Origin of the sequence: Hymenobacter sp., assembly GCF_031398885.1 — a bacterium.
GTDB lineage: Bacteria > Bacteroidota > Bacteroidia > Cytophagales > Hymenobacteraceae > Hymenobacter.
In genome coordinates this window covers 70,787-87,754 of record NZ_JANNOD010000031.1, presented here as the reverse complement: position 1 = coordinate 87,754, position 16,968 = coordinate 70,787, and the positions used below count along the sequence as shown (strand labels likewise).

At 65.5% G+C, this 16,968-nt stretch carries 13 protein-coding genes; 5 read left to right on the top strand and 8 right to left on the bottom strand.

Annotation, left to right across the window (positions count from 1 at the left end):
- Positions 1-37 precede the first annotated feature (37 nt).
- Positions 38-2,986 (bottom strand): 2-oxoglutarate dehydrogenase E1 component, encoded by a 2,949-nt coding sequence (locus tag RMO51_RS05490; protein WP_310392749.1) that lies wholly within the window; start codon positions 2,984-2,986, stop codon positions 38-40.
- 984 nt (positions 2,987-3,970) lie between these two features.
- On the opposite strand from RMO51_RS05490, the gene RMO51_RS05485 reads away from it, so the two are divergent.
- Positions 3,971-4,480: a hypothetical protein gene (locus RMO51_RS05485; RefSeq protein WP_310392748.1), complete on the top strand. Its 510-nt coding sequence runs from the start codon at positions 3,971-3,973 to the stop codon at positions 4,478-4,480.
- Between the two features lie 99 nt (positions 4,481-4,579).
- Here the strand turns inward: RMO51_RS05485 and RMO51_RS05480 are convergent, their stop codons facing one another.
- The 4 genes from RMO51_RS05480 to RMO51_RS05465 all read right to left on the bottom strand — a co-directional run bounded on the left by RMO51_RS05480 (position 4,580) and on the right by RMO51_RS05465 (position 7,667).
- Positions 4,580-5,764, bottom strand: a complete 1,185-nt coding sequence (locus RMO51_RS05480; protein ID WP_310392747.1) for an L-dopachrome tautomerase-related protein — start codon at positions 5,762-5,764, stop codon at positions 4,580-4,582.
- Positions 5,765-5,909: 145 nt separating this feature from the next.
- Positions 5,910-6,632, bottom strand: coding sequence for an SHOCT domain-containing protein (locus RMO51_RS05475; protein WP_310392745.1), 723 nt, complete (start codon positions 6,630-6,632; stop codon positions 5,910-5,912).
- A 25-nt stretch (positions 6,633-6,657) separates the two neighbouring features.
- A complete protein-coding gene (locus RMO51_RS05470; RefSeq protein ID WP_310392744.1) occupies positions 6,658-7,386 on the bottom strand; it encodes a hypothetical protein in 729 nt (242 codons plus the stop codon).
- A 26-nt stretch (positions 7,387-7,412) separates the two neighbouring features.
- Positions 7,413-7,667: a hypothetical protein gene (locus tag RMO51_RS05465; protein ID WP_310392742.1), complete on the bottom strand. Its 255-nt coding sequence runs from the start codon at positions 7,665-7,667 to the stop codon at positions 7,413-7,415.
- Between the two features lie 207 nt (positions 7,668-7,874).
- On the opposite strand from RMO51_RS05465, the gene RMO51_RS05460 reads away from it, so the two are divergent.
- On the top strand, positions 7,875-8,063 hold the full coding sequence (locus tag RMO51_RS05460; protein ID WP_310392741.1) for a hypothetical protein: 189 nt from the start codon (positions 7,875-7,877) through the stop codon (positions 8,061-8,063).
- Positions 8,064-8,257: 194 nt separating this feature from the next.
- Here RMO51_RS05460 and RMO51_RS05455 read toward each other — a convergent pair whose 3' ends face one another.
- Positions 8,258-10,411 (bottom strand): FUSC family membrane protein, encoded by a 2,154-nt coding sequence (locus RMO51_RS05455; RefSeq protein ID WP_310392739.1) that lies wholly within the window; start codon positions 10,409-10,411, stop codon positions 8,258-8,260.
- Positions 10,412-10,553: 142 nt separating this feature from the next.
- Between RMO51_RS05455 and RMO51_RS05450 the strand changes: the two genes are divergently transcribed.
- Positions 10,554-12,500 (top strand): right-handed parallel beta-helix repeat-containing protein, encoded by a 1,947-nt coding sequence (locus tag RMO51_RS05450; protein ID WP_310392738.1) that lies wholly within the window; start codon positions 10,554-10,556, stop codon positions 12,498-12,500.
- 106 nt (positions 12,501-12,606) lie between these two features.
- On the opposite strand, the gene RMO51_RS05445 is transcribed toward RMO51_RS05450, so the two are convergent.
- The gene (locus RMO51_RS05445; protein ID WP_310392736.1) at positions 12,607-13,560 is read right to left on the bottom strand and encodes a bestrophin family ion channel; all 954 of its coding nucleotides are present in this window, start codon (positions 13,558-13,560) and stop codon (positions 12,607-12,609) included.
- A 140-nt stretch (positions 13,561-13,700) separates the two neighbouring features.
- Positions 13,701-14,129 (bottom strand): RidA family protein, encoded by a 429-nt coding sequence (locus RMO51_RS05440; protein ID WP_310392735.1) that lies wholly within the window; start codon positions 14,127-14,129, stop codon positions 13,701-13,703.
- Between the two features lie 342 nt (positions 14,130-14,471).
- On the opposite strand from RMO51_RS05440, the gene RMO51_RS05435 reads away from it, so the two are divergent.
- Both RMO51_RS05435 and RMO51_RS05430 read left to right on the top strand, forming a co-directional pair.
- Entirely contained in the window at positions 14,472-15,281 is an 810-nt protein-coding gene (locus RMO51_RS05435; RefSeq protein ID WP_310392733.1) for an energy transducer TonB, read from the top strand.
- Between the two features lie 73 nt (positions 15,282-15,354).
- Positions 15,355-16,878 (top strand): diadenylate cyclase, encoded by a 1,524-nt coding sequence (locus RMO51_RS05430; RefSeq protein WP_310392731.1) that lies wholly within the window; start codon positions 15,355-15,357, stop codon positions 16,876-16,878.
- The last annotated feature ends 90 nt before the right edge of the window (positions 16,879-16,968 follow it).

Genomic DNA, 16,968 nt, shown 5'->3' with positions numbered 1-16,968 from the left:
GAACGAAGCCAACAGCTAATAGCCACCAGCAGAAAATCTATTCCTGCTTTTTGGCAATTTCGGCCGTGGCCTCGATGTTGTCGTCGGCCACGGCTTCCTTGGGCTTGTCGAAGGCGCGGGCTACCAGGTCCTTTTGCTCCTTCACGTGGATTTTGTTGTAGCCCGTGGCCGGCGAGGCCGAGGGCTTGCGCGCAATCACGTCTTCCAGCTCGCGGCGCATGTAGCGCAGCATGAAATTCCAGTAGCCCATGTTTTCGGGCTCTTCCTGCACCCAGTATATTTTGGCCTTGGGGTACTTGACCAGCTCGCCGGCGAGCTGCTTTTTCGGGAAGGGGTGCAGCTGCTCCAGGCGCACGAGGGCCACGTCTTTGCGGTCAGCGGCGCGCTGCTCTTCCAGCAGGTCGAAATAAACCTTGCCCGAGCACAGCAGCACGCGCTTCACCTTTTTGGCCTCGGCAAAGGTGTCGCCCAGCACCTCGCGGAAGTGACCGCTGGTGAACTCCTCCACCGGCGACACGCACAGCGGGTGGCGCAGCATACTCTTGGGCGACATCACCACCAGCGGCTTGCGGAAGCTCCAGGTCAGCTGCCGGCGCAGGGCGTGGAAGAAGTTGGCCGGCGTGGTCAGGTTGGCCAGCACGATGTTGTTTTCGGCCGCCAGTTGCAGGAACCGCTCGGGGCGGGCGTTGGAGTGCTCCGGGCCCTGGCCTTCGTAGCCGTGGGGCAGCAGCAGCACCAAGCCGTTCATGCGCTGCCACTTGCTCTCGCTGCTCACGATGAACTGGTCTATCATGGTCTGGGCGCCGTTGGCGAAGTCGCCGAACTGGGCCTCCCACACCACCAGCGCCGTGGGGTTGGCCATGGCGTAGCCGAATTCAAAGCCCAGCACCGCGTACTCGCTCAGCAGCGAGTTGAAGATGCGTAGCTCCTCGTGCTCGCCTTCCAGGTTGTTGAGCGAGTTGTAGGGCGCCGACGTTTCGGCGTCGTGCAGCACGGCGTGGCGGTGCGAGAACGTGCCGCGCTGGCAGTCCTGCCCGCTCACCCGCACGATGTGTTTTTCGGCGAGCAGCGAACCGTAGGCCAGCAGCTCGCCGGCGGCCCAGTTCAGCACGCGCGTCTCGTAGAACATCTTGCGGCGTTCCTTCAGCAGGTTGTCAATCTGCTTGAGGGGCCTGAAGCCCTCGGGAATCGTGGTCAGCGCCTTGGCGACTTTCTCCACCACGTCGGCCGCAATGCCGGTTTCGGGCGACTGCTCAAAGTCCTCGGCCGTGCTGCGGCGCAGGCTGCGCCACTCGTTTTCCAGGGCCTGGTACTTATACGGCAAGGGCTTTTGCTTCACCAGGTCGAGGCGGGCCTGCAGGGTGTCGCGAAATTCCTTGTCCATCTGGCTGGCCAGCTCGGCGTCCACGTCGCCGCGGGCCACCAGCATGGCGTTGTACACCTCGCGCGGGTTTTGGTGCTTCGAGATGAGGTTGTAGAGCGTGGGCTGGGTAAACTTGGGCTCGTCCGACTCGTTGTGGCCGTGGCGGCGGTAGCACACCATGTCGATGAAGATGTCGGCGTGGAACTGCTGGCGGTACTCGGTGGCCAGCTGCACGGCAAACACCACGGCTTCGGGGTCGTCGCCGTTCACGTGCACCACCGGTGCGTCAATGATTTTGGCGATGTCGGTGCAGTAAATGGACGAGCGCGCATCCTCAAAATCGGTGGTGAAACCGACCTGGTTGTTGATGATGAAATGCACCGTGCCGCCCGTTTTGTAGCCTTCCAGCAGCGACATCTGGGTCAGCTCGTAGCCAATGCCCTGGCCCGCCAGCGCCGCGTCGCCGTGAATCAGAATGGGCAGAATCTTGTGGTAGTCGTCGCCGTACTGGTGCTCAATCTTGGCCCGCACGAAGCCTTCCACCACCGGGTTCACCGCTTCCAGATGCGAGGGGTTGGGCGCCAGTTTCAGGTTCACCTTCTGACCGCCGCTGGCTTCCACTTCCGAGCTGTAACCCATGTGGTACTTCACGTCGCCGTCGCCCATGGTCAGGTCGGGCACGGCCGTGCCTTCGAACTCCGAGAAAATCTGCTCGTACGTCTTGCCCATGATGTTGGCCAGCACGTTCAGCCGGCCGCGGTGGGCCATGCCTATCATCACCTCCTCCACGCCCAGTTCCGCCCCCTTGCCAATGATGGCGTCCAGCGCCGGAATGGTCGTCTCCCCGCCTTCGAGCGAAAAACGTTTCTGCCCCAAAAACTTGGTGTGCAGGAAGTTCTCGAACACCACGGCCTCGTTCAGCTTTTTCAGAATGCGCTTCTTGTAGGCCACGCCGGGGTTAAACGCCAGCGAGTCCTGCTCCACTTTCTCACGGAACCAGTCCAGCACCTGCGGGTCGCGGATGTACATGTACTCGAAGCCAATGGGACCGGTGTAAATCTTCTCCAGCGCCGCCACAATGTCGCGCAGCGTGGCCTGCGCCCCCAATCCCAGTTCCTCGGCGTTTTTAAAAACCGAGTTCATATCGGCCTCGCTCAGGCCAAAATCACCCAGGTCGAGCCGGGCCTTGCGGTCCTTGCGCTCGCGCACGGGGTTGGTTCTGGCGCGCAGGTGGCCCCGGCTGCGGTAGGCGTGAATGAGGTTGCGCACGGCCGTTTCCTTGTCGCTGGCCACCGTTTCGCCGCTGCTCAGGCCGGGCGCATTGTTGGTCGAAGCCGCGGTCTCGAGCACGCCTTGGCCGTCCGGCTGCTCGCTCGCGGCGGCGTGGCCGTTGGCCGAGCCATTGCGGCTGGCCGGCGCGGCCCCATTGGCTGGGGCACCACCGGCCTGCCCGGCGGCTTCCCCCGGGGCGGTGCCTATTTCGGGAAACTGCTGCGAGAAATCGAACCCTTCAAAGAACTTGCGCCAGCCAAAATCCACCGACTCAGGATTCTGCTGGTAAGCCTGGTAAAGGGTTTCGATGGCCGCCGCGTCGGCATTGGCGATATACGAGTAAGTATCCATAAGGCTGGGGGCTGAGGCAACAACGCAAAAGTAAACGAACTGATTGCAAGCCAAAAACCTAGATTCGGTTTTGCAAATTCATATGGTAACAAGTGGGTTACAGTGAATATGCGTCGCAGTCCTGTTTTTTCGAGGCAGCAATCTATCCAAAATAACCTGTACGAACTGACGGGAGGCGGAATTTGACGCACAATTCCTTGCCCCAGTGCCGAACGCAAAATGCATCTTGCTCGAAGTAAGGTGCCGCCAACTTCCGTTTGCCCGTGGCAAGTTCCCCGCTCCTGCGCTTCGGGCAACTTCCCGGTGGCTGGCATTTCCAATGCGCCCGGGTGGTACCCCTTACGGCAGTGGCCGGCTGATGGCCAACGGCATTGCCAGCCCGCGCCAATACCCCAACAGTAGGTTGCGCCTGAGGCAGCCCCGTACGCGGCGCTGCTGGGCTGCGCCGCCGGCTTAGTTGCTGCGCCATCCCCGAGCCGAGCACCAGCTACCGCAACTTCAGCGGGGGGACATAATGCTTGGCGCCTTGCCTCCGCCCGCCGGGCGCAAGGTGCGGGCGCTGGTATTGGAGGCTATCCAAGTTACCCGACAAGCTGCGGCGGGCGCTGGCGGGTCCTTGCGCCGGGCGACGCCGGCAAAGGGTGAAATGGGCCGTCGGCTGGAGTGATGAGCTTACTCTACGGCGTTGTGGAGGCCATTTTTCCTTGCCTGCCTGCTGGTGCATAGTGAAAATAGTTGAACCATTCAAATGGCCTGGCCAGCGTCGGGCCAGAATATATAAACTTTTGGCTATATTGTGGCCGCTTCCGCGCTTGAGACGTGCTTTCATTGGACAATTTATTTTCAACAAACTTATCTATGTGGTTAAGCGTTAACATCTTTCCCTATCCTCAAAAAGGGTGGGTTGCGCCCATACTGCCGGGCCGAAATGGCGGGTGTACGAATCCCTAATTGATGTTTAATGTCAGGTTATTTTTAGACGTATTGCTAGCTTCATCGGCGTTTACCACGCCGCTTTTTAACCACGAGCTGACCGCCAAGGCCACGGGCATGGCAGCCTTTTTTTCTCCGGCGGCCGACGCCCGCCGGGTGATAAGCCCCCGCGCGAAAAAGGGCCCGGCGGCCAGGATTAAGTCGCTGGTGGCGCGCAGCCTCACTTACACCGTGACGGCCACCGCCTACCAGGCCGTGCCGAGCCAGACCGACGACGAGCCGTTTGTGACGGCCGATAACTCCCGCATCAAGCCCCATTACGGCAGCCATATCCGCTGGATGGCGCTATCCCGGGACCTGCTTGAGCACTGGGGCGGCAAGTTTAAGTACGGGGACAAAGTGCAGGTGCGCGGCATTTCATCCGAACTGGACGGCGTGTACACGGTGCACGACACCATGAACAAGCGCCACCGGCACTGCATGGACATCCTCACGCACCCCAGCGAGAAGTATGACATTTTTACCAAGGGCGTAAAAATTCAAAAAGTCGCGTTTCAATAACTCGTTTACCGACAACCCGACAAAAACAAAAGAGCCGCTCCCTCGCCGGGCGCGGCTCTTCTTTGCATTTGCCCGCATTGGGCGGGGGCCAGGTGCCGCCTACTTGGGCAGCGGCATTTTGAAGATGCGGAAGGGCTGGCGGGGCTGGCCCACGCCCTTGTTCCAGTTCGGGGTTTTGTGAATGGCCGAATTGGCGACGTACAGGTTGCCGTCGGCCGCGAAGCTGTACGTATCCGGCCACTGCAGGCGGGCGTCTTTGGCCACGGTTTGGATGGCGCCGACGGGCGTGCGGCGCAACAGGGCGCTTTGCTCAAACGAGGTGAGGTACACGTTGTTGGCGGCGTCGATTTCGAGGCCGTCGCTGGCCGGAATCTCGCCCACGTTCTCCACCTGCCGGCCAAGTTGGGCCTCGCTCAGGGCCGGGTCGCGCAGGGCGGCCGTTTTGATGCGGTAGAGGGTGTGGCCCGTGAGTGGGCAGTAGTAGAGGTAGGCATTGTCCGCGCTCAGAGCGATGCCGTCGGCGTTGAATTGGGCGGGCTTGCCCGTGGCATCGAGCATTGGGTGGCCTTCGGCCTTCACCACCAAGCCCTTCACGGCTTTGGTAGACGGGTGCTTGCCTAGCACGCTGCGCGCTTTCAGGGTTTTCAGGTCGACCACCACGAGGGCCCCAACGCCGGATTCGGTGATGTAGGCGTAGTTGTTTTGCAAGTCAATCCGCACGTCGTTGAGGTAGGAATTGCGCGGCGCCACGGCTTCGGAGAAAGGAATGGTGAGCAGCACTTGGCCGGTTTTGGGGTTGGTTTTCACCAGTTTGGGCCCGCCGGGCACGGTGGCCTTCAACCCCGGCGAAGCGGGGTCGAGCACCCAAACCATGCCCGACTTATCGGCAAACACGCTCTGGGGACAAATCCAATGCTTCAGGGGTTCGGATTTTACCGAGTCGTTCCAGGTGCACCAGCCGGCGTTGGGGTAGGGCTTGAGGGTGTTGTTGGGGCCGACTTCCGCCACGGAGTATACGGGGTTGTAGTCCCAGCGCGGAAAACAGGCGAATATTCTGCCGCCGGGAGCCACGGCCACCCCCACCATCTGGGGGTCCGTGAACTCGGCCACGACCTGCAGGGGCGAACCGGTGGCAGCGGAAAAAGCCGCGGTGGAATCGTTGGCAGCCGGGGCGGTTTCGGTGGTTTTGGACTTGTCGGCGGGCGACGAGCAACCGCCAAGCAGCAGGCCCGCCCCGGCCAACACGGCGGCCCAGCGGGGCAACAATGAGCGAGAGAACGACATTGAAAATGGAAAGTGGAAGGTGGAAGGTGGAAGGTGGGGAACGGAAAAAAGAAACCCCAGCCGGTGCCGGCTGGGGTTTAGCATACGGCCGCCGGGCGCGCGTGTTGAGGCCGTGCGGGGCAAGCTCCTCGGTGGCAAACCGGCGCTACTGGCCGGCGGCCGAATCCGCTGGCGCGGCTGGCGGGGCCGCGGCGGCGGAGTCGCGCACCACCGGCGCGGGCCGGGGCTGCACGGGGGGCGCGGGGTTGGTGGGGGCCACGCGCACCGTTTCGGGCGCCGCGGCCACCACCGGGGGCAGCGGCTCGGCCTGGGGTCCGGTTTCGATGGGAGCGGCCAGGGTATCGGCGGCGGTCAGGCTGGTGCTGGAAATCCGTTCGGACGGCGGCCGGTTGAGCGAGAGGTACACCACCAGCCCCAGCAAGGCCAGCAAGCCCCCGATGGACAGCACCAGCATCAGCGGATTGCGCGCCGCCGGCGCCCCGGAGTCCGGGAATTCATCGGCCACCCAATTCGGTTCGGGGTCCGGCGGCGGTACCGCCGCCGGCGCGGGCGCCGCGAAGGAAACGGGCGCGGCCGAGCCTTCGGGGGCGGTAGGGCGGTCCGTCGCGGGCGGGAAAGCCGCAAACACCGCGGCCGCCGACTGGTCGTCGGCCAGCAACGGCGGCTCCGCCCCCGGCGGGACCGGCACGGGCGGGAAGGGCCCGGCGGCCGGCGCTACCGGTTCCGGCGCGGCGGGGGCAAAGAGCGCATCGTCGTCGAACACCAACCGCTGCTTGAGCATCTCAAATTCGGCGGGCGTGAGGGCCCCGGCGTCCAGCATGTCCTTGAGTTGGCGCAGGGTGTCGAGGGGCGAAGGGGAATGGTCCATGGGCAGCATACGGCCGGCGCGGGGGCTAGTTTTTGCGGTCGAGGGCCGAGAGGCGGTCGCGGCGGCGCTGCAGGCGCAGGCGGCTCTCATCAACCACCTGGGCATTTTTTATCAGCGACGCCGAGTCCGAGCGCGCCTGCTGCAGATTTTCGGCGTTCTTTTTTTTCAATTCCTCGATGCGGGCCAGGTTGGATGCGGTGTTGCTTTGCAGGTAAGTGCGGTTTTTTTCGAGCCGCTCTTTTTCCTTTTCCGCGGCCTTGAGCTGCTTCTCGGCGTCTGCAATCAGGTCGCGGTAGGCTTTGAGGCGGGCCGCGCCCGCGTAGCTCTGCACGATGCCGCGCAGGGCGTTGTACTCGGCGGCGGTTTTGGCGGGGTCGAAAAAGGTGTTGTCGTCGAACCCGCCGAACACGGCCACTTCGCTCACCGAATCGGAGGGCGCCGCGATGGTGGCGTAGAGGTCCACGAGCTTGCCCGAAATGGCGCTGGCGGGCGTTTGGCGGGCCACCAGCACGTCGCTCTTCCCGAAGCCCAGCACGCCGCCGCTCTTGAACTTCACGTTGTAGCTCTTCCGCATCCACTCCTGAAAGTAGTCGCGCACGTCGGACGCCTTGCCGTCGACCTGCACTTTGAGGGCGGGGCGCGGGCTTTTGTTGTAGCTCACGTCGGCTGCGCGCACGTCGTAGAGCTGGGCCGATGCCGGGGCGGCAACGAGGAAGGCCACGAAGGCCAGCAGAGAGGCGAGTAGTTTGGGCATGGGGAAAAAATTAAAGGGCCAACATACTAGCGCAGCTCGTGACGGTCGAAGGCGGCCTGCAGGTCGGCGCGCATGGCCTGGAACCGGCCAATGGCGGCACTCAGAAACTCCTCGTCGAGCAGCGCCCGCGCCTCGGCGTCGGTGCCGGTCAGCAGGTCCAGCTCGGCCACTTTGTAGGTCTGCTCCAGGTTGCCCTGCTCCAATTTCAGCAGAAACTTGCCGTTCCAGGCCAGCAACGTGATTTTGACGGCGGGGTGGGGAATGTCGGCGACGTGGCGCATAAGCGGATTGAGACGGCCAGGGCCGGTAGCGAAGGTAACAAACGCCGCCCAACTCCCGCCCTCCGCCCACGTAAGTAATTGACCAAAAGTAGCCGAGTTGTTCGTTGTCAGTTGCTCGTTGTCAGTTGTCAGTTGCTTGTTTGGAGCAACACTGACAACGAGCAACTGACAACGAACTTTCTTTCACCATTCACCATCCTTACCGCCATGCCCCAGGGAGATAAAGCGAAGTACACCGACAAGCAGAAGCGCCAGGCCCAGCACATCGAGGAAGGCTACGAGGCGCAGGGCGTGCCGCCCGCCGAAGCCGAAGCCCGCGCCTGGGCCACGGTCAACAAAAACGACGGCGGGGGCAAAAAACCCGGCGGCGCGGGCCGGAAGAAGCCGGCCCGGTAGTATCTTGGCTGCTTGTTCCGCTCCGGCGCTAACAATGGCTGTCACCCCGCAACGAAAAGCCCCGTCAGCGCAAGTTGGCGGGGCTTTTCGTTGCCAATCGAGTCCGGGTCCGGCTTCCGCGGCACCAGGGCTAATCATCCGCCGCACGAGGAACATTTCGTCCTTGTCAAAATCGGCGCGGCCCGGGCAAGGTCCTAGCTGCTCAGCACTTCCGTCACCCGACTGATGTCGCCGCTCACCTTTTGCAGAAACGTGAGCTGCTCCAGCAGCAGTTTGTCGTCGGGTCCGGGGGCCCCGGCGGTTTCGGCGGGACCCAGCCCGGCGGCGGACGGGGGCGTGGCGGGGGCCACGCGCACCAGGCTTTGGTGCAGCGCGGCCAGGGCGCTGGTGAGGGCGCGGCGGCTCTCGGGCGCGAAGGGCGGCACGGCCGGGGCGGCCTCGCGCAGGGTGCCGGTAAGGGCGGCGATGTTGGAGGAAAGAATGTGGTTCAGCACCACGAACTCGTGGGTTTCGGTGGGGCGGCGCTGCTTGCTTTTGGGCTCGGCGAGCATGCGCTGAAAGGCCGCGGCCAGGTTGGCGCCGCTCACGTACACGTTTTTGCGGAGCAGGCGGTATTCGTTGGGCGGCAGGGGGCGCCCGGCCAGGCGGTCGGCCAGCTGGCGCAGGTAGGCCAGGTTGGCGCGCAGGGCGGCGGCCATCAGGTCCAGCAACTGCGCCGATTCCCAGCGCGGAAACAGGAAGTAGCCCGCCGCGAAGGCAATGGCGCAGCCCACCAGGGTGTCGATAATGCGCTCCTCCACCACGCCGATGTAATTGAGCCCCAGAAAGCTGAACAAGATGAGCAGGTAGGCCGTCAGGAACACCACCGTGACGAGGTAGTAGGTGCGCTGGAAGCTGTAGGCCAGCACCATGAACACCACCAGGATGGCGAATTCCACGTCGGTCCGGGGCACCAGCCAGAGCACGGCGGCCCCCAGCGCGCCGCCGGCCAGCGTGCCTAGCACCCGCTCGGTGTTGCGCTGCCGGGTAAGGCTGAACCCGGGCTTGAGCATGATGGTCACAGTCATCAGAATCCAGTAGTTGTGCGCGCCGCGCGAGAGCCCCTCGCCCACCACAAACGCCACCAGGCAGGCCAGCATCATGCGCACTGCGTGGCGAAACACGGCCGAGTTCAGCGTAAAATTCTGGCCCAGGGCCTGCAGCTCGATTTCCTGGTGGGCCACGAACTGGGCGTGCTCGGCGGCGCGGCCGGGGGTGGGCGCGGCGGCGGCCAGGCTCTCGTCGAAGTAGCGGCGGATGTTGCCCACCCGCCGGATGATGTCGCGCAGGTTGACCAGGATTTTCTTCAGCACCCGGGTGCTGCCCTCGGCGGCGGGGTCTTCGTCGAGGGCGCTGATGCGGACCTGCAACCGCCCCCACTCGGCGCCAAGGTCGGGGCCGGGGCCGCGGTAGGGGTGGTTGGTCTGAATGGCCACGCCGAGGTGGTCGAGCTCGGTGGCGACGTGGCGGATGAGGGCGGCCACCCCGGGCAGCACGCCGTGGGGCCCGAAGGCTTCGCGCACGGCCGCGTAGTCGTAGTAGCTGACCGTGATGCGCTCGTAGAGGTCCACGGTTTCCACAAAGGTGAGCACCAGGCGGCGGCCGGTGCTGGTGGTTTCGGTCACAATTTGACGGGTTCGGAACAGGAGGTCGCGCACGGCTTCCTGCTTCTCATTCACCACCACTTGCTGGGCCACCAGCTGCCGGTAGTCGTCGGCCAGGGCCGTGCGGGGGTCGTAGAACCGGGCTTTCAGCTCCAGGAAGCGCGCCAGGGCGTGCACGCACTCGCCCAGGGCCTGCTGCGCCGGGCGGTAGGGCCGGGCCCGGTGCACCAGCAGGGCCAGGGCCGCGTACCACAGCCCGCCCGCCAGCAGCAGCAGCACGTGCAGCAGCACCTCGCGCAGCGTGGCGGGCGGATGGGCCAGCACCAGCACGGCGTTGAGCAGCCCGGCGGTGCCCACCGCCCCCGCCCGCGCGCCCCACACCAGAAACATGGTCAGCAAAAAGCCCAGCGCGCTTATTTCCAGCCCCAGCAGCCACACGTTGCGCACCGCAAAGCCCGTGAGCAAGCCCGTGGCCACCAGCAACCCCAACGCGGCCAGCAGGCCGTTGCGCCGGTGCTTGACGGGCCCCGGGGCATCGGTCACGCTCAGGCACAGGGCTCCGAGCGACGCGGTGATGCCCAGCTCGAAGCGGCCGGCCTGCGCCAGCAGCAGCGTGGGCAGCAGGATGGCCAGCGTGGTGCGCACGCCATCGGAGAATTGCTGCCCGGAAAAAAAGTACTGAAGGCGGCGCGTCGGGGTGTTCATGCTCCGCAAAGAAACGCGCTACGCCCAACCTCCACCGCACGGCCGGGCCGCGGGCTACACCGCCGCCCGGTCCGAATTGGCCGGGCCGGCCCCTACCTTAGTACGGACCCAGGCCTGCGCCATCCTTCTTTCCCTAAATACTATGAAAAAACTCAGCCTACTCCTGCTTTTCGGGCTTTTCGGGCTTGCGGAATTGCACGCCCAGGCTGTGCGCCTCGTGGCCAACGCCAACGACACGGGGCCGGGCTCGCTGCGGCAGGCGCTGGCCAGCGCGGCCAACGGCGACTCCGTACTCTTCGTCCCCGGCCTGGCCAACCAAACCATCCGCCTCGCCAGCCAACTAACCGTGAACCGCAGCGTCGTCATCGACGGGCGCCGGGCCCCCAACCTGACGCTCGACGGCCAGAACCAGGTGCGCATCCTGCTCGTCGAGTACAGCTTCGTGACCGTGGTCGTGCGCAACCTCACCTTCGCCCGGGGCCGGGCCGCCGACGCCAACCCCGCCACCAAGTTGCGCGGGGGGGCCATCGAGCTGCTCGACCCCAACACGCTGCGGGTCGAAAGCTGCCGGTTCCTAGGCAACGTGGGCGAGCGCGGCGGGGCCATTTTCGTGGGTTACGGCGCCCGCGCCACGGTGCTGGACTGCGTGTTCGACCGCAACGACGGCGCGGTGGCCCAGGACGGCTTCAGCGCCGGGGCCATCGCCACCTACGGCGGCGGGCCGGCCGCTACGGTGCTGCCCAACGGCGTGGGCGGCGCGGCCCTGCTCGACGTGCGCCGCTGCACCTTCACCCGCAACAAGGGCGTAGTGGGCGGCGGCATTTACGTGCTGCTGGGCGGGCTGCGGGTGGAAGACTGCCTGTTTCGAAAAAACGAGGCCGACGCCGGCGGGGCCATTTTCCAGGACGGCTGCAACGGCACCGAGCAGACCGACAACGTGGGCGGCACCACCACCATCCGGCGCTGCGTGGTCGACAGCAACACCGTGCACGGCCTCGGCGGCGGCTTCTTCCTGTGGGGCTACTCGCTCGATAAGTACGTGATTGAAAACACGACCATCGCCCACAACCGGGTGCTGCGCGGCGGGCAGTACAACGAGTCGAAGGGCGGGGCGTTTCACGTGCGCGACCGGGCCTCGCTGCTGGTGCGCAACTGCACCCTGGCCGACAACGAAGTGGCCCAGCAGGGCGGCGGCATGTGGCTCGACTGCCGCGGGCCCGAGGGCATCACGGTCGAGAACTGCACCTTCAGCGGCAACCGCGCCAGCACCGCCACCGGCGGCGGCGACATCGGCGGAGCGGCCGTGTTCAACACCCCGGCCAGCGTGCCCATCCGCATCACCAACAGCACCTTCGTGGGCAACGCCGCCGACCGCGCCGACGGCTGCGTCTGGATTGCCGGCGCGCCCAATGCCCAGAACCTAACCTTCACCAACTGCGCCTTCGCCGGCAACCGGGCCGGCACCGCCGGCAGCGCGCGCGAGCAAACCGTGAACTTCCCGGCCCTGAGCGGCGGGGGCAACTTCGTGCAGAACACCGCCGGGGCCGTGCAGAACCTGGCCGCCGCCACCTACGGCCCTGACCTCGGCCTGCGCCCCTTGCAGTCGTTCGGGGTGGCCGGCCAGCAGATTTGGGTGCATCCGCTGGCCCGCACCAGCCCGCTCGTCGACGCCGGCGTGCCCGTGGCCGGCCTCGCCGCCGACCAGCTCGGCACCGCCCGCCCGCAGGACGGCAACGGCGACGGCACCGCCCGCTTCGATGCCGGCGCCGTGGAGCTGACCACCCAAGGCCCGCTGGCTACCGCCGCTGCCGGAGCTCCCGCCGCGGCCACGCTGGCGCAAAATTTCCCCAACCCGTTCGCCGCCCGCACTACCATCGCCTACGTTCTGCGCGAAGCGGGCCCGGCACGGCTCCGGCTCTGCGACGCGACCGGACGCACCGTGGCCACGCTCGTGGACGGCCCGCGGGGCGCGGGCGCCCACGCCTACGCGCTCGCGGCGGCCGACTGGGCGCTGCCCGGCGGCGTGTACTACTACGTGCTCGAAACGGCCGGCACCTGCCAGCGCCGGCGCTTGGTGCTGCTGCGGTAGCACGGGTTACAGCCGTCGAACAGGACCGCGACGCGCTTTATTTCCCGGGACAGAGCAGCGCGTGGCGGCATTTCCTTTTCCCTAATCCCTGCTTTTCCCCCAATCCTTAATAAAGCACGTCGTTCACCGGCTCAATCTTGGGCGGCAAGTCGGTTTCACCCAGCAGCTCGCGCAAGTCAATTTCGATGGTGCGGCAGATGGACGTCATCGGCACGTCGTAGATGGTGTCGTCGAAGGGGTTTTCGCTGGTGTGGCCCACCACCTCGATGGTGTTGAACACCCAGCTCACCAGCGCGGCGAAGGGCACCGTGAGCCAGAGGTGGCCGGGACCGAGCTTGTCGAACTCCTCGACCAGGCCCAGGGGCAGCACGGCGGCAAATATCCAGACGAACACGAAGCTGAAGTAGGCGAACTGACGCGGAAAGGGGGTGTTCTTGATGCGCTCGCAGCCGCCCTGGGCGTTGAACATGTCCTGGATGCTGTCCATCATGGCCACGTGGCGGAACTCGGAGAGCAGGCCGCGCTGATAGAGCTGACGCAGCTCGTCGCTCTGCTGGCGCAGCAGGTGGGTGGGCGGGTTGCTCATGCGGCGGATGTCGGCGTCTTCGGTGGAGTCGAGGAAGGGGGCCACTTCGGCGTCCCAGTGCGTGGCCGTTTGGCGGCGCAGGTGCAGGCGCAGGGCGTTTACCCAGGCAATCTGGCGGTAGAGCAGCCGGTGGTGCAGGTCGCGGATTTCCTCGGAGTCGGGCAGGCGGTCGCCGCCCCGGGGCTCCACGAAGTGAAACACGCGGGTGGCCCAGATGCGGCTCACGTTCACGATGGTGCCCCAGAGCTGGCGCCCTTCCGTGAAACGGTCGTAGCTGCCGTTGCTCTTAAAGCCAATGTAGAAGGCCACCGCCGTGCCCAGCGTGGCCACCGGCTGCCACGGAATGTCGAGCCAATGAAAACCCAGGGGCCCGTAAAGCACGCAAATAAAGATGTCGTAAAAGACCACGATGATTAGCCCCTGCCAGGTTAGGCGTCGGATAACGGAGAGGCGAAGATTATTGCGAACGTACATGAAAGGGTAATGAGCAAGGAATAATCAACAATGAACAACGACTGCTGAACAATGAGCAAGCGGATGTGTCCCGGACGGGGCGAAAATAGACCAGCCCCAAAACGGGGCCAGTCCCCTCCAATCCACTCATTATTCACTGCTCACTGCTCATCGTCCGTTGATTTTACGGCCGCGATGCACTTCAGCTCGATGGCGATGGGCGTGGGCAGGCAGTTGATTTCGAGCGTGGTCCGGCAGGGCTGGGCCGTGGCGAAGTATTCGGCGTAGAGCCGGTTGTATGCCGGAAAGTCGTCCTTCATATTGGTGAGGTAAACGGTGACGTCCACCAAATCGTCCCAGCGGGCGCCGGCTTCTTCCAGAATGTAGCGCACGTTCTGGAACACGGCGTGGCACTGGCGCTCAAAGTCGTACGTGAGGATGTTGCCGTCCGCGTCAACTTCGACGCCGGGAATGCCGGGCTGCCCGCGCTGGCGGGGGCCCACGCCGGATAGGAACAGCAGGTTGCCCACGCGGCGGGTGTAAGGGTAGGCGCCCACGGGTTCGGGGGCGCGGGAGGGTTGGTCGGTCATGGCACGAAAAATCTGGAGCGGGGAAAGTAAACGGCTTCAAAGAACGTCAGCCCCGGCAGCTTAGACGCTTCGGAGGAGGCTGGCAAGGTTTCTAGGCGCGCTGCGCCTGGTTGGCCGTTCTTTGTGAGCATCGTCTTGCCGCGGTTTCAGAATCACCGCACGGGGGAGAGTCGCAACAGCGCGCCGCGTCGTGGAACGACCACAGCCGCGCTGTTCGTTCGTCCTCGTGCCACAGCGCGGCGCCCGACGCGGCGTCTCCGCGCTGTTTCAAAGGCGCCGCTTCCCCGGATTGTGAAACCGCTTTACCTTTAGTCAACCGCGCCACGCTGGTTTGTTCTTGATATGAAATCCTCGTTCCTGCTGCTCAGCGGCCTTCTTCTGTCCGGCTTCAGCGCCCACGCCCAGCATCGCAAAATGCCGCCCAAGCCTTCGGCCGCGCAGGTCTACGACTCGGTGGCCCAGCCCGCCGTGCCAGTGGGCGGCACCGAGCAGTACGCCCAGTTTTTGGCCGCCAACCAGCGCTACCCCGGCCGGGCCATGCAACAGGGCATCCAGGGCACCGTGCGGGTGGCTTTTGTGGTGGAAAAAACCGGCACCGTGAACGACGTGAAAGTGGAAGCGCCGGTGTCGCCCGAGCTCGATGCCGAAGCCATCCGCCTCATCAAAAGCGGGCCGAAGTGGACGCCGGCCAAGCACCGCAACCAAGTGGTGCGCCAGCGCGTGGTGGTGCCCGTCTCGTTCGTGATGTCGCCGGGCAGCGCGGCCGTGGTGCGGCCGGGCCAGGTGCGTCCCATCACCACCTCGGCCGCCGACATCGCCGCCTCGGCCCACCCCGACCGCCCGGCCGTGGTGGCGCCCGACCGCCCCACCCAGCCCGTGGGCGGCACCCAGGCCTTCTTCGACTGGGTTGAGAAAAACCAGCAATACCCCTTGCAAGCCCGCCAGCGCAAGATTCAGGGCAAGGTGATGGTCGAGTTCGTGGTGCAGGCCGACGGCAGCCTGACCGAAGCCCGGGTTCTGAAAAAGCTGGGCTCCGGCCTCGACGACGAGGCCCTCCGCCTGATTCGCACCGCCCCGAAGTGGGAGCCGGCCACGTTTCAGGGCAAGCCATTAAAGCAAAAGATGGTGCTGCCGGTTCTGTTCCAGCTGTAGGGCGGCACTACGCGCCGGCGTTCCCTCCTCGGCTGAGGAAGGGCGTTTTTGTTCTGTTCATTCTTTCTCCGCCATGACGCCTACCCTAGCCCCGCCCGCCCCCGCCCCTACCCCGCTCTGGCCCCACCAAACGCGCTACCGCGAGCTGGCGCAGCGCCTCGCCCAGGATTTATTTGATGCCCTCGACGACGACCTCAAGCCCCTGGTGGTGCTGCTGGCCCTGCCCATCGACGGCGCTCAGCCCGCCCGCTGCCTGGAGCCCGCCGACTGCGAACTGCCCCCCGAGCGGTTCGACGCGGCCGTGGCCCGGGGCCGAGCCATCCAGCGGGCCACGCCCTGGCCCTACCCCGAGCGCGACGACGTGCCCCCGGCCGTGCTCCGCCGCAAGCACGAAGCCATTGGCGTGCGGGCCGCCGTGCAGGAAATCCTCGACGAGCTCGACGAGCACGCCCCGCACCAGCACCTGGCCGGCTGGCCCGTCACCATTGTCGACGCCTTCGTGGTGACCGTGGTGCGGGTGCAGCGCAAGCCGCTGCGGGCCTATCCGTCGCTGCGCCCCCACCGCTTCTACACCGACGGCCGGGCGCTGGCGCCCTCGCTGCTGGTGGCGGCCCTCTACCGCTTCAACGATGAGAGCGTGAAGGCCCTGACCGACCCCGAGCCCGGCGCCGGGCTCATCAACCGCCCCCGCGAGTTCGAGGAGATTCTGCGCGCGGCCGGCAAAACCTTCCTCGACACGCCCGCCCAGGCCCTGGGCCTCGACCCGGCCACCGTCAAGCTTTTCGCCACCTGCAACACCATCAGCAGCCTGCGCTACGAGGGCGCCGAGGGCGTGGGCAAGCTGCTGCTGGCCCGCCGCGGCCACCCCAACATCGAGGAAATCTTCGCCCTCACCTGCCCCACCGAGCTCACCGACTACCGCGCCGTGCGCAAGCTGCTGGAGATGACCACGCCCGACGTGCACCTGCTGGCCGACGGCGAGAACGTGTACGCCCTGGGCCGCCACACGGGCCACTACGACCCCGTCCGCGAGGACTTGTTCGTCATCAGCTTCGTCACGCACTACGCCTGGGAGCTGCAGCACGCCGGGCACGTGCTGCTGCGCTCGCACTACGGCCTGCCCGGCGTGCCGCGCACCCGCCTCAGCCGCACCCGCTTCCGGCGCGACCTCAAGCGCACCTTCGGCCTCACCGACGCCCCCAAGGTGGACAAACTCTGGGACGTGGTGCTCGAAGCCAGCCGCCAGAAGCACGGCACCATGCTGGTCATCAGCACCGAGGCTTTGGCCGAAGCCGACCGCCTCAAGCTGCAGTGCACCCTCATCGAGCCCGTGCCGCTCACCCCGCTCATCACCCGCCTCATCACCAGCATCGACGGCGCCGTGCTGCTCGACCCCGAGGGCTACTGCTACTCCATCGGCGTGATTCTCGACGGCCGCGCTTCGGGCAACGGCAACGCCGCCCGCGGGGCCCGCTACAACTCGGCCGTGCGCTACGTCGAAAGCTCGGCCCACCCCTGCCTGGCCGTGGTGGTGAGCGAGGACGGCCTGGTGGACGTGCTCACCAAGGAAAACCTGGCCGAGGAGCGGGGAAAGTAGCGCTAAAATCCGCCGGAGCCACGCCGCAAGCCAACGCTTGGCCCCCCCGCCATTTCAAGGATTTCACCCTAAATTCGGGTCCTGCTCGTT

Coding starts and splice junctions, on each gene's coding strand:
- RMO51_RS05490 (WP_310392749.1), bottom strand. CDS start 2,986: ATGGATACTTACTCGTATATCGCCAATGCCGACGCGGCGGCCATCGAA.
- RMO51_RS05480 (WP_310392747.1), bottom strand. CDS start 5,764: ATGTCGTTCTCTCGCTCATTGTTGCCCCGCTGGGCCGCCGTGTTGGCC.
- RMO51_RS05475 (WP_310392745.1), bottom strand. CDS start 6,632: ATGGACCATTCCCCTTCGCCCCTCGACACCCTGCGCCAACTCAAGGAC.
- RMO51_RS05470 (WP_310392744.1), bottom strand. CDS start 7,386: ATGCCCAAACTACTCGCCTCTCTGCTGGCCTTCGTGGCCTTCCTCGTT.
- RMO51_RS05465 (WP_310392742.1), bottom strand. CDS start 7,667: ATGCGCCACGTCGCCGACATTCCCCACCCCGCCGTCAAAATCACGTTG.
- RMO51_RS05460 (WP_310392741.1), top strand. CDS start 7,875: ATGCCCCAGGGAGATAAAGCGAAGTACACCGACAAGCAGAAGCGCCAG.
- RMO51_RS05455 (WP_310392739.1), bottom strand. CDS start 10,411: ATGAACACCCCGACGCGCCGCCTTCAGTACTTTTTTTCCGGGCAGCAA.
- RMO51_RS05450 (WP_310392738.1), top strand. CDS start 10,554: ATGAAAAAACTCAGCCTACTCCTGCTTTTCGGGCTTTTCGGGCTTGCG.
- RMO51_RS05445 (WP_310392736.1), bottom strand. CDS start 13,560: ATGTACGTTCGCAATAATCTTCGCCTCTCCGTTATCCGACGCCTAACC.
- RMO51_RS05440 (WP_310392735.1), bottom strand. CDS start 14,129: ATGACCGACCAACCCTCCCGCGCCCCCGAACCCGTGGGCGCCTACCCT.
- RMO51_RS05435 (WP_310392733.1), top strand. CDS start 14,472: ATGAAATCCTCGTTCCTGCTGCTCAGCGGCCTTCTTCTGTCCGGCTTC.
- RMO51_RS05430 (WP_310392731.1), top strand. CDS start 15,355: ATGACGCCTACCCTAGCCCCGCCCGCCCCCGCCCCTACCCCGCTCTGG.